The 11,134-nt window shown below is 74.2% G+C and carries 11 protein-coding genes; 5 read left to right on the top strand and 6 right to left on the bottom strand.

Annotated features, from left to right (window positions below; translation table 11 throughout):
* Window positions 1-12 precede the first annotated feature (12 nt).
* The 3 genes from OG522_RS30910 to OG522_RS30900 all read right to left on the bottom strand — a co-directional run bounded on the left by OG522_RS30910 (window position 13) and on the right by OG522_RS30900 (window position 3,296).
* Window positions 13-921 (bottom strand): hypothetical protein, encoded by a 909-nt coding sequence (locus OG522_RS30910; RefSeq protein WP_329466323.1) that lies wholly within the window; start codon window positions 919-921, stop codon window positions 13-15.
* Window positions 922-991: 70 nt separating this feature from the next.
* The gene (locus OG522_RS30905) at window positions 992-2,518 is read right to left on the bottom strand and encodes a hypothetical protein (protein WP_329466322.1); all 1,527 of its coding nucleotides are present in this window, start codon (window positions 2,516-2,518) and stop codon (window positions 992-994) included.
* A gap of 91 nt (window positions 2,519-2,609) precedes the next feature.
* Window positions 2,610-3,296 carry a GntR family transcriptional regulator gene (locus OG522_RS30900; protein ID WP_329467804.1) on the bottom strand — a complete coding sequence of 229 codons (687 nt, stop codon included), beginning with the start codon at window positions 3,294-3,296 and terminating at the stop codon, window positions 2,610-2,612.
* 193 nt (window positions 3,297-3,489) lie between these two features.
* On the opposite strand from OG522_RS30900, the gene OG522_RS30895 reads away from it, so the two are divergent.
* The 5 genes from OG522_RS30895 (at window position 3,490) to OG522_RS30875 (ending at window position 7,905) form a co-directional block, all read left to right on the top strand.
* On the top strand, window positions 3,490-4,779 hold the full coding sequence (locus tag OG522_RS30895; RefSeq protein ID WP_329466321.1) for an MFS transporter: 1,290 nt from the start codon (window positions 3,490-3,492) through the stop codon (window positions 4,777-4,779).
* The gene (locus OG522_RS30890) at window positions 4,776-5,570 is read left to right on the top strand and encodes a putative hydro-lyase (RefSeq protein ID WP_329466320.1); all 795 of its coding nucleotides are present in this window, start codon (window positions 4,776-4,778) and stop codon (window positions 5,568-5,570) included. The genes OG522_RS30895 and OG522_RS30890 overlap by 4 nt, the downstream gene beginning before the upstream one ends.
* A 63-nt stretch (window positions 5,571-5,633) precedes the next feature.
* A complete protein-coding gene (locus tag OG522_RS30885; protein ID WP_329466319.1) occupies window positions 5,634-6,407 on the top strand; it encodes a LamB/YcsF family protein in 774 nt (257 codons plus the stop codon).
* Entirely contained in the window at window positions 6,404-7,039 is a 636-nt protein-coding gene (gene pxpB, locus OG522_RS30880) for a 5-oxoprolinase subunit PxpB (protein WP_329466318.1), read from the top strand. The genes OG522_RS30885 and pxpB overlap by 4 nt, the downstream gene beginning before the upstream one ends.
* Complete coding sequence (locus tag OG522_RS30875) at window positions 7,036-7,905, top strand: biotin-dependent carboxyltransferase family protein (protein WP_329466317.1); 870 nt, start codon at window positions 7,036-7,038, stop codon at window positions 7,903-7,905. Before pxpB ends, OG522_RS30875 begins: the two co-directional genes overlap by 4 nt.
* Here OG522_RS30875 and OG522_RS30870 read toward each other — a convergent pair.
* From OG522_RS30870 to OG522_RS30860, 3 genes are read right to left on the bottom strand one after another with little or no spacing between them, the layout of a single operon-like run.
* The gene (locus tag OG522_RS30870; protein WP_329466316.1) at window positions 7,806-8,783 is read right to left on the bottom strand and encodes an SGNH/GDSL hydrolase family protein; all 978 of its coding nucleotides are present in this window, start codon (window positions 8,781-8,783) and stop codon (window positions 7,806-7,808) included. The genes OG522_RS30875 and OG522_RS30870 overlap by 100 nt on opposite strands.
* Window positions 8,780-9,946 (bottom strand): glycosyltransferase, encoded by a 1,167-nt coding sequence (locus tag OG522_RS30865; RefSeq protein WP_329466315.1) that lies wholly within the window; start codon window positions 9,944-9,946, stop codon window positions 8,780-8,782. Before OG522_RS30865 ends, OG522_RS30870 begins: the two co-directional genes overlap by 4 nt.
* Entirely contained in the window at window positions 9,943-11,058 is a 1,116-nt protein-coding gene (locus OG522_RS30860; RefSeq protein ID WP_329466314.1) for a glycosyltransferase family 4 protein, read from the bottom strand. The genes OG522_RS30865 and OG522_RS30860 overlap by 4 nt, the downstream gene beginning before the upstream one ends.
* Window positions 11,059-11,134: the final 76 nt, after the last annotated feature.

The raw sequence follows: 11,134 nt of genomic DNA, 5'->3' as shown, positions 1-11,134 counted from the left end.
CGGGAAGCGGCGTCAGGAGTGGAAGGGCAGTCCGGCGTCGGCCGCCAGCTCCAGGTCATCGGCGTCGCGGGGCGGCAGCAGGGTGGCACTGCCGTCGGTGACCGTGACCACGCCGAGCTCGATCAGCTCGGCCATGGCGGCGCTGCCCGCCATGTCGCGGACCTGCAACTGGTAGCGGGCGGTGGTGCGGTAGGCGCCGCCCGCGTCGTCGCCGGTCCGCTGGAGGAAGCCGGATTCGGTGAGGAAGGCGACGGCCTTGGCGACGATGCCGGTGGTCGAACCGGCGAGCCGGCGCGCGTCCTTGGTGGCTCCGGTGGAACTGCGCCGGGCGTAGATCCGCCAGGCGGCCTCCAGGCCGGGGGCGCCGCTCTCGGGGTCGGTGTTCTCGCCCGTCTCCTCGGCGCGCTCCTCCAGGCGGCGACAGGCCTGCCGTACGAAGGCGTCCACACCGTTGACGGTGATCCGTCCGATGTAGCCGTCGTCGGCGAGGTCTTCGGGCCTCGGGAACGCCATGGCGGCGACGGCGAGATGGGCCAGGCCGTGCAGGAAGCGGTCGGCGGAGTCGGGGGCGGCGGCCCGGCGCGCGTAGTCGCCCATGCGGACGGCGAAGACCGAGTCCTCGGCGGCCGTCACGGCCATGCCGGCGCGGGGCGACACCTCCAGGACGATCAGCCCCAGGCCCGCGGCGACCGCGTCGGCCAGGCGCGCGAAGGCGGGGTCCTCGCGGTGGCGGCGCAGCAGCTCGCCGTACTCGGCGTCGCGCGCGGGCAGCAGTTTGGGCTGGAGGCCGAAGGCGACGAGCCGGGCGGCGTCGGCGGCGTCGGCGGGGGTGATCCGGCCTTCGCCGCCGGTGCCCGTCCCGGCGGGCGCCGGGGCCTCGGCGTCGTCGCCGAACGCGGGCTCGGGGTGGTGGTCGGTCACGGGGTCGTCTCCTTGGTGCGTACGTGCTCTGCTGCGGGGTGCTGGGAGCCTGCGGCGGGTGGGGAAGAACTCACGCCGCCTCCGTCCGGCCCGCCGCCATGCCCACCGTGTCCAGCAGCGCCGTGCCCACGATCAGGTCGGCGCCGCCGAACTCGGGGTCGTCCAGCTGGGTGCCGTCGTCCACCGCGAAGAGCAGCCGCTCCTCGCCCTGGCGGTACGCCGTGCCGACCGGTGGGCTGGCCGCGTGGACCGCCAACAGGGCGACCAGGTACGGCAGTTCGGGATCCTGGCGGCGCGCTTCGGCGAGCAGGCCGGACAGGCGGCGCGGTGCGTCGTGCTCCAGGTCGAGCAGTTCCATGGCGGCGGCGAGCTGCTCGTCGCTGAAGCGGCTGTCGTCGGGGGTGGCGATCAGGTCGGGCTCGGGCATCTCCGCCCCGAGGTGCTCACGCTCCAGGGGCGGCGTGAGCAGTATGTCCACCAGGTCGCCGACGCGTACGGACACCGGGGTGCGCAGGCCGGTGCCGCGGGCGAAGAAGGCGTCCGTGACGCGGATCGCCTGTTCCACCGGGAGCGGCAGCACCGGGGCGACCAGCTGTCCGTACAGGTCGAGGCCACAGCGGGCGGTCGGGCGGGCGAAGGCCTGGCGGTCCTGTTCGGCGCGGAACAGCGGCCCGGCCTCCAGGAGGCGGGACTGGAGCTGGGTGTGGCGGCGGATGCAGTCCTTGACGATGTCGACGAGCTCGGCGGCGCGCCGCTTGTGCTCGGGCTCCTCCGACTCGTCGCGGGCCTTGCGGATGTTGGTGAGGATCGCGTTCTCGTGCCGGTACCGGTCGGCGACGTGGTCGAGGGCCTCGGCGATCATGTCGGGCACCGCGTTGAGCCAGTCGACCGCGCGCACGTTGCGGCGGGTCGCCTCCAGGGTGCGCCGGAGCGTCTCGGCGTACTGCACGGTGCGGTAGCGGGCCTGTTCGGCGGCGAGCTGGGCGTCGGCGAGGCGGCCGCGGTTGATCAGGACTTCCAGCTTGACCTCGGCGGCGATCTGGGCGCTGGTGACGTCGGTGTCGAGGGCGCCCACCAGGACGTTGACCGCCTCGTCGGTGGTGCGCAGGTAGACGGCGCCGCCGTAGCCGGGGACCTCTTCGAGCAGTTTGAAGTCGTAGTCCCTGCGGACGTAGACGCCGTCCGGGTTGAACGTGCCGTACACCGCGCGGAAGCCCCGGTCCACGCTGCCCACGTTGATCAGGTTCTCCAGGACCCAGCGCGCCACCCGCTCGTGCTCGGCGGCGGGCCGGTGCGGTGCCTGGGCGGCCACGCGGGGGATGAGCCGGGCCACGATCTGCTCGTGGTCGGCGCCGGTGTCGAAGTCCATGTTCAGCGTGACGAGGTCGATGGAGGCGAGGGCCACCTCGGCCATGGCGTACACCGAGTACTCGCCCGCGAGGTTGGCCTTGCGCACGTCGAGGTCGTGCAGCGGCGCCGTGCACGCCAGCGCGCGCAGGCGCCGCGCGAGCCCCTCGTCGGCGGCCGGGCCCGGTGCGGGGCGCGGCGCCGCGCTGAGCTGGGGCGGAACGGGTTCCGTCGAGGCAGGCGAAGTCACGCTGGACAGATTAGGTCCTCGCACTGACAACGGTCGAAACGGCGCAGATCCGCCCGCCCCCGCCCCCGGGGAGGGACCCGCGCGGACCCCGCTAGGCGGGAGTGTCCTCGACCAGTTTCCCGTACGCCTCGACGAGCTGGGCGCGCGAGTCGTCCAGGTATCCGGCGAGCAGGCGCCCGGCCGCCGCCCGCTCCCCCGCGCGCAGCGCTTCCAGGATCTCCCGGTTGCGTACGAGGTAGGGCTGGTGGAGCCGGCGCGGGTCGTCCACCACGTGGAAGGCGAGGCGGAGTTCGGCCAGGACGCCGCGCATCAGCTCGTCGGTGCGGGCGCTGCCGGCGAGGGCCACGAGTTCGCGGTGGAAGTGGATGTTGGCGGTGGACACGCCCTTCCAGTCGCCCTGTTCGGCGGCCCGTTCGCCCCCGGCCACGGCGGCGTCGAGGCCTTCGAGGGGGTAGGGCGGCTCGCCGAGACTCTGGACGACGGCGCATTCGACCAGGCGTCGGGTGCGGTAGATGTCCGTCACGTCCTCGACGGCGAGCACTCTCACGAAGACCCCGCGGTTCAGTTCGTGGACCAGGAGCCGTTCGTGGGTGAGCAGCCGGAAGGCTTCGCGCAGGGTGTTGCGCGAGACCCCGAGCGCCTTGCCGATGGCGTCCTCCGCCAGGCGCTCCCCGGGCGGGAAGTAGCCCTCCGCGATCCGGCCGCGCAGGATGTCCGCGACCCGTTCGGCGGTGCTGGTGCGGCCCAGCAGCGCGCGGTCCTGGGCGAGAGCGCCCATCTCGGAGTCCGTCGTGGCCACAGCGCCCTCTCTTCTCGCCGGCCGCTCCCGCCGACGTGTGGCCCCATCGTAGAAGCATCGCGAGGAAGCGGGAACGTGCCTGCATGAGTCTTGTCGGATCGTTCAACAATCCCCTACCTTGAGGAATCCGCACAGTCTCGGCAGCCCTCTCATCCCCTCCTGCGAGGTGCACATGAGCACGACCCAGGCCCAGCCTCAGCAAGGTCAACACCCGCACGACAAAGGCCCGTTCGGATGGCTGCGGGCGCTCGGCCCCGGTGGCCGGCGCGCCTTCGGGGGCGCCTTCGGCGGCTACGCCCTCGACTCGTACGACTTCTTCACGCTCCCGCTCACCATGGTCGCGATCTCCGCGTACTTCGGGCTCGACACCGGCCAGACCGGGCTGCTGACCACGGTCACGCTGGTCGTCTCGGCCGTCGGCGGCGCGTTCGCCGGGGTGCTGGCCGACCGCATCGGCCGGGTCAGGGCGCTGATGATCACCGTCGGCACCTACGCGGTCTTCACCGTGCTCTGCGGATTCGCCCCGAACTACGAGACGTTGCTGGTTCTGCGGGCCCTGCAAGGTCTGGGCTTCGGCGGCGAGTGGGCGGTCGGCGCGATCCTGGTCGCCGAGTACGCCTCGGCCAGGCACCGCGGGCGCACCCTGGGCGCCGTCCAGAGCGCGTGGGCGGCGGGCTGGGCGCTCGCCGTGATCGTGTACACGCTGGTGTTCCAGTACGTCGACGCGGGCACCGCCTGGCGCGTGATGTTCTGGACCGGGGCGCTACCGGCCCTGCTGCTCGTCTATGTGCGCCGCAACGTCAGTGACGCGCCCGAGGCCACCGAGCAGCGGCTCGCCACCGCCCGCACCACGAGCGGCGGCGCCACCTTCGCCGCGATCTTCCGGGGCCCGCTGCTGCGCACCACCTTGTTCGCGGTATTGCTCTCCACCGGTGTCCAGGGCGGCTATTACACGCTCGCCACCTGGGTGCCGACCTTCCTGAAGAGCGAGCGCCACCTCACGGTCGTCGGTACCGGCGGATATCTCACGTTCCTGATATCCGGCGCCTTCATCGGCTATCTGACCGGCGGATACCTCACCGACCGGCTCGGCCGCAAGAAGAACATCGCCCTGTTCGCGGTCCTGTCGGCGCTCTGCATCCTCCTCTACACCCACCTTCCCTCGGGGGCGAACACCCTTCTCCTGGTGCTCGGGTTCCCCCTCGGCTTCTGCATGTCGGCGATCTTCAGCGGCTTCGGCTCCTATCTCAGCGAGCTGTACCCGACCGCCGTGCGCGGCAGCGGGCAGGGGTTCACGTACAACACCGGGCGCGCGGTGGGCGCCTTCTTCCCCACCCTGGTCGGCTACCTCGCCGACAGCTGGGGCGTCGGCGGCGCGCTCGTGTGCGGCGCCGTCGGCTACGCCATCGCCGGGCTCGCCCTGCTCGGCCTGCCCGAGACCCGCGGGCAGGAGCTGCTGTGAGCGCGGTGGAACCGGCGTCCCTGACGTCACCGGACCAGGCCCGCGCCCTCTTCCGTTCGGGTACGGACGTACCGACCGCGGGCTGGGCGCCCGGCCACGTCCAGGTGAACCTGATCTCCGTACCGGCCGACTGGGCCGAGGACGTACGGCTGTTCTGCGAGCGCAATCCGCAGCCCTGTCCGGTCCTCGACGTCACGCGGGCGGGCTCCTGGCGGACGCGGCTCGCCCCCGACGCCGATCTGCGCCGGGACGTCCCGCGCTACCGGGTGTGGGAGAACGGCGAACTCCTCGCCGAGCCGCCCGAGGTCACGGACTTCTGGCGGGACGACCTGGTGACGTTCCTCATCGGGTGCAGCTTCACCTTCGAGTCGCAGTTGACCGCCGAGGGCGTGCCGCTGCGCCACATCGAGCAGGGCCGCAACGTCTCGATGTACGTGACGAACCGGGCGTGCCGGCCCGCGGGGCGGCTCAGCGGGCCCCTGGTGGTGTCGATGCGGCCGATACCGGCCGACCTGGTGGGCACGGCCTGCCGGGTGACCCGGGCCATGCCCGCGGTGCACGGGGCCCCCGTCCACTCAGGCGATCCCCGGGCGCTCGGTATCGGCGACCTGGCCCGGCCGGACTTCGGCGACCCGGTGGCGGCGCTGCCCGGCGACGTGCCGGTGTTCTGGGCCTGCGGGGTCACTCCGCAGGCCGCCGTGATGGCGTCCCGGCCGCCGTTCGCGCTCACCCACGCGCCGGGCCGGATGCTCGTCACCGACATCCGTGACGAGCACTACCGAGCGCCCTGAGCCCGCCCGGGGCAGACTGCACCACAGGGCCACCCACCGTCTGGAACAGGAGACACCGCAGCCATGACCCGGTCCGGGACGAATTCGATCGATCTCAACGCCGACCTCGGCGAGGGTTTCGGTCACTGGCGACTGACCGACGACGAACAACTTCTGTCCGTCGTCACCAGCGCCAACGTGGCCTGCGGCTTCCACGCGGGCGACCCGGTCATCATGCGGCGGGTCTGCGCGCTGGCGGCCGAGCGCGGCGTACGCATCGGCGCGCAGGTCTCCTACCGCGATCTGGCGGGCTTCGGCCGCCGCTCGATGGACGTGCCGCCCGCGGAGCTGGCGGCCGAAGTCGCCTATCAGATCGGTGCGTTGGAGGTCTTCGCCCGCGCGGCCGGCAGCCGGGTCGCGTACGTCAAACCGCACGGCGCGCTCTACAACCGCGTGGTGCACGACGCGGAACAGGCCGCCGCGGTCGTGGCGGGGGTACTCCTGGCGGGCGACGCTCTGCCCGTCCTCGGCCTGCCGGGCTCCCGGCTGCTCGCCGCGGCCGAGAAGGCCCAACTGCCCGTCGTCACCGAGGCGTTCGCGGACCGCGCCTACACCGCCGAGGGCACGCTGGTGCCGCGCGGCCGGGAGGGGGCCGTCGTCAGCGACCCCGACGCGGTCGTGGCGCGCTCCGTCGCGATGGCCCTGCACGGCACGGTCGTGGCCGAGTCGGGAGAGCCCGTCCCGGTCGGTGCGCGGTCGCTGTGCGTGCACGGTGACACGCCGGGCGCGGTGGGGCTGGCCCGCCGGGTGCGGGCCGCTCTGGAGTCGGCGGGCGTCCGCGTGGCGGCCTTCGCATGACGGCCGACGCCCTGCGCATCCTGCCGGTCGGCGCGAGCGCCCTGCTGATCGAGGTCGCCGGCGGCGAGGCAGCCGAGGCGCTCCACGCCGAACTGCTGCGCCGCCGCGCCGCCGGGACGCTCCCCCCGGTGCGGGAGATCGTGCCCGCGGCCCGCACCGTGCTCCTGGACGGCGTGAGCGATCCCGTCGCGCTCGGCGCCCTGGTACGCACCTGGGACATCCCTCCCCTGGAGGCGGGAGCGCGGGAGACCGTCGAGATCGCGGTGCGCTACGACGGCCCGGATCTCGCGGACGTCGCGGCCCTGTGGCAGGTGTCGCCCAAGGAGGCGGTACGCATCCACTCCTCGGCCGAATTCCGGGTCGCCTTCTGCGGGTTCGCGCCCGGCTTCGGCTATCTCACGGGGCTCGCGGAACGGTACGAGGTGCCCCGCCGGGACACTCCGCGCACCTCGGTTCCGGCGGGTTCGGTGGCCCTGGCGGGCCCGTACACCGGCGTCTATCCGCGCTCCTCCCCCGGTGGCTGGCAGCTGATCGGCACCACGGACGCCGCCCTGTGGGACCCGCACCGCGAGCCCGCCGCCCTGCTCACCCCCGGCACCCGGGTCCGCTTCGTGCGGCAGGAGACGCGATGACCGACCGTGCCCTGTCCGTCGTACGGGCCGGCGCGCTCACCTCCGTACAGGACGAGGGGCGCCGGGGGTACGCGCACCTGGGGGTGCCGCGCTCGGGCGCTCTCGACCTGCCCGCGAGCCGGCTCGCCAATCGGCTGGTCGGCAACGCGAAGGGGGCCGCCGTCCTCGAAACGACCCTCAACGGCTGTGCGGTACGCCCCCGTTGTGCGGTCACCGTGGCGGTGACCGGGGCGCCCTGCCCGGTCACGGTCGACGGTCGGCCGGTGGCGTGGGGCGCACCGGTGCGGGTGGCTTCGGGGGCGGTGGTGGAGGTGGGCGCGGCGACGCGCGGGGTGCGGTCGTATCTGGCGCTCGCCGGCGGCATCACCGTCGAACCGGTGCTGGCCAGCCGCTCCACGGACCTCCTGTCGGGCCTCGGGCCGCCCCCGCTGAGGGACGGCGCGGTGCTGCCGCTGGGCCGCCCCTCGCACACTTACCCGGCGGTGGACGCGGCGCCCGCGCCGGGGCCGCCCGGTGAGTTGGTGCTGCGCGTGCTGCCGGGGCCGCGGGCCAACTGGTTCACCGCGGACGCGGGTGCCGTCCTGGCGGGCGGCCGCTACCGGGTGTCCTCGGCGAGCAACCGCATCGGACTGCGCACCGAGGGGCCCGCGCTGCGGCGTGCGGTGGAAGTCGAACTCCCCAGCGAGGGAATGGTGTTGGGGGCGGTGCAGGTGCCACCGGACGGCCGTCCGGTGGTCTTCCTCGCCGACCACCCGACGACCGGCGGCTACCCGGTGATCGGCGTGGTCCCCGAAGGCGACCTCGCGGCGGCCGCGCAGGCCCCGCCGGGCACACCGCTGCGTTTCGTGCCGGTGGGACGGTTCTGATCCCCCGGCTCCGGCCCCCACCCGGGTGAGACGGCCGCCAGTGCGCGGGACAGGGCGTCGGCGGCCCGCAGATCGAGGTGGGGCGCGGTCCCTCGCGCGGCGTGGCGAAGTTCGTCGCCGGCCAGGCTCAGCAGTTGGGGCAGAAGGTCGGTGGAGCGCCGGGCCAGCCAGGCGGTACCGGCGGTGGCCAGCCAGAACAGGGAGGCGGCAGTTCCGGGTGGCGGCTGCTCGGGTTCGCAGGAGGGCGGGAGGCCCGAGGCGAGCCCGCGTCCGGCGAGCAGCGTGTGACAGCGGGCGGCGATCAGACGGTGCCCGCGTTCGCCCGGGTGCAGGCGATCCGCGCTCCACAGGGCTCGGTCCTCGACCCATGCGGGGCCGGCGAGGTGCAGATGGACCGCCCCGTACCGCGCGGACAGGGCGTGCACCACCGCGTTGACGGCCCGCTGTCGCCGGGCCAGCGGCCGGGCGAGCGGCCCCGGCAGCCCCAGCATCGCGCCCGGGTCGGGCAGACAGGCGGTGAGCAGCAGCGCGCCCTGTCCGGCGAGGCCGCCGTACACCGTGTCGAGCCGTACGGCGATGCGATGGATGTCGAAGGTGTGGCGCAGGGTGTCGTTGACGCCGACAACAACGGAGGCGAGATGGGGGGCGAACTCCCGTGCCGCCGACGCCTGCTGCTCCACATCGAGGGTGAGGGCCCCGCTGACGGCGAAGTTCCGGAATTCCCAGCCCGGTTGGTGACCGGCGAGCAGCGCCGCCCAGCCGCGCCATCCGCCTGGCACCGGGTCGCCGATGCCTTCGGTGAGCGAGTCGCCCAGGGCAGCGAACCGCAGCCCTTCGAGCGGAGGTCGGGGCGGCCGTTCTGCCGCGAGGGCGCTCACGCGACCACCTCCGCGGCGGCATCCGACCTCGCGCGGCGCACCTCCGGAGCGTCGTGCGCGGCGAGGAAGGAGGCGACCGACGTCTCCCAGCCGAACAGTTCGGCCCGCGCCCGCGCCGCCGCCCGGCGGTCCTTCTCGGGCCGGGCCATCAACTCCCGTACCGCTGCGGCGAATTCGCCCCCGGTGTCTCCGGCCGCGAGGCCCGCGTCCCCGATCACCTCGGGCAGCGCGGAGAAGGCGCTGCACACCACGGGGGTGCCGCAGGCCAGTGCCTCCAGTGCCGAGAGGCCGAACGTCTCCGCCGGGCCCGGTGCCAGGCAGAGGTCGGCGGCGGCCTGAAGGTCGGCCAGCTCCTCCCGGTCGCGGACGTGCCCCAGGAACTCCACCGGCAGCCGCTCGGCGACCGCCCGGCGGGCCAGGGCTCCCGCCAGCGGGCCGTCCCCCGCGACCACCAACGCGGCCCCCACGCCCCTGCGCCGCAGTTCCGCGAGCGCGTCCAGGGCGGTCCCGGGCCGCTTCTCCACCGACAGTCGCGAGCACATCAGGAGCAGCACCCTCGCCCCGCGCGCGTGGCGGGCGCGCAGTACGGTCGAGCGCCGGGTGGGCCGGCACCGCGCCAGGTCGACGCCGAGCGGCGCCCTGGCCACGTTGCGGGCGCCGATCCTGACGAACTCGCGCTCCGCCCACTCCGTGGTGCACACGATCCGCGCATACGCCCAGGCCGTACGCCTGTTGAGCCGGTCGGCGGCGCCCAGAGCCACGGCTTCGGGCACGCCCCAGGTGCGCAGCACGCCGTCCGCCGTCTCGTGCGAGACCATCACGGACGGCACCCGGGCCCGGCGGGCCCACTCGCCGGTCCAGCGCAGCGTGGTGCGGTCGGAGACCTCGATGCGGTCGGGCGCGAGGCCGTCGAGGGCGCGGCGCACCCGGCGCCGGTCGGCGAGCACCCGGTAGCCGCCGGTGCCCGGCAGCACGACGCCGGGCAGCGTGATCACCCGTCCCTGCTCGGTGTGTTCGTCCCGCGCGCGCTCGCCCGGCACGATGAGTACGGGTTCGTGTCCGGCGGCCAGATAGCCCCGGCCGAGCTCGCGCAGCGCGGTGCGCAGGCCGCCGGACGCGGGGGTGACGAAGTTGGCGAGCCGCACGATCCTGAGACCGCTCATGCCGCCACCCGCGCCCGGTCGCCGAGCACCTCGGCGTAGTGGCCGAGCAGCAGGTCTCCGACGGCGGTCCAGGTCCGGCCCTCGACGGCGGCCCGCCCGGCGCGCCCGTAGGCCGCTCTGAGAGCCGGGTCGGCGAGCCGCAGCACGGCCTCGCGCAGCGCTTCGGAGTCCCGCGGCGCCACCAGCAGGCCGGTCGCACCGTGGCGTACGAGATCGAGCGGACCGCCCGCCGCGGGCGCGATCACGGGGACGCCACTCGCCATCGCCTCCTGCACGGTCTGACAGAACGTCTCATGCGGCCCGGTGTGCGCGAAGACGTCCAACGAGGCGAAGATCCGGGCGAGTTCGTCCCCGGTGCGGCGGCCGAGGAAGACGGCACGGGGCAGCGCGCCGCGCAGCGCGGGGCCGCTCGGCCCGTCTCCCGTGATCACGACGCGTACGCCGTCCAGCGCGCAGACGTCCGCGAGGAGCTCCACCTGCTTCTCGGGGGCGAGCCGGCCCACGTAGCCGACGAGCAGTTCACCGTCGGGGGCGAGCTCGCGGCGCAGTGCCACATCCCGCCGCCCGGGGTGGAAGCGGTCGGTGTCGACGCCGCGCGGCCACAGCCGCAGGCGCCGGACGCCGTGCCGCGCCAGGTCGCGCATGGCCGAGGTGGACGGTGCGAGGGTGCGGTCGGCGGCTTGGTGCACGGCCCGAAGCCGGCGCCACGCCGTGCCTTCGCCGGTGCCCATGTAGGTGCGGGCGTATCCGGCCAGATCGGTCTGGTAGACGGCGAGGGCGGGGACCTGGAGCCGGGCGGCGGCGGCCATGGCGCGCACCCCGAGGACGAACGGACTCGCGAGGTGCACCAGGTCGGCCCGGTGGGCCTCGATCGCGGCGGCGACGCGGCGGCTCGGCAGGGCGAGGCGCACCTCTGGATAGCCGGGCAGTGGCAGTGAGGGCACCCGTATGACGGGGCACGGCACGTCAGAGCCCTCCCCCGTGGCCGTGGCCGGGGCTATGACGAGCGGTTGGTGACCGCGTACGGCCAGATGCCGTGCGGTCTGCAGGGCGCAGTGGGCAACGCCGTTGACGTCGGGCGGGAAGGACTCGGTGACGATGACGACACGCATACCCGTGTTGTCGTCGCGCCGGGGGTGGTCCGGCCGACTTGGATCTTTCCGCCCGGGGAACGTCCCGTGAGCGTTG

This window comes from Streptomyces sp. NBC_01431 (genome assembly GCF_036231355.1).
GTDB lineage: Bacteria > Actinomycetota > Actinomycetes > Streptomycetales > Streptomycetaceae > Streptomyces.
This window is presented reverse-complemented; position numbering and strand designations above follow the sequence as displayed.

Excerpts from the sequence above, each read along its gene's own strand:
- OG522_RS30900 (WP_329467804.1), bottom strand. The coding sequence starts at position 3,296 with ATGGGCGCTCTCGCCCAGGACCGCGCGCTGCTGGGCCGCACCAGCACC.
- OG522_RS30895 (WP_329466321.1), top strand. The coding sequence starts at position 3,490 with ATGAGCACGACCCAGGCCCAGCCTCAGCAAGGTCAACACCCGCACGAC.
- OG522_RS30885 (WP_329466319.1), top strand. The coding sequence starts at position 5,634 with ATGACCCGGTCCGGGACGAATTCGATCGATCTCAACGCCGACCTCGGC.
- pxpB (WP_329466318.1), top strand. The coding sequence starts at position 6,404 with ATGACGGCCGACGCCCTGCGCATCCTGCCGGTCGGCGCGAGCGCCCTG.
- OG522_RS30875 (WP_329466317.1), top strand. The coding sequence starts at position 7,036 with ATGACCGACCGTGCCCTGTCCGTCGTACGGGCCGGCGCGCTCACCTCC.
- OG522_RS30865 (WP_329466315.1), bottom strand. The coding sequence starts at position 9,946 with ATGAGCGGTCTCAGGATCGTGCGGCTCGCCAACTTCGTCACCCCCGCG.
- OG522_RS30860 (WP_329466314.1), bottom strand. The coding sequence starts at position 11,058 with ATGCGTGTCGTCATCGTCACCGAGTCCTTCCCGCCCGACGTCAACGGC.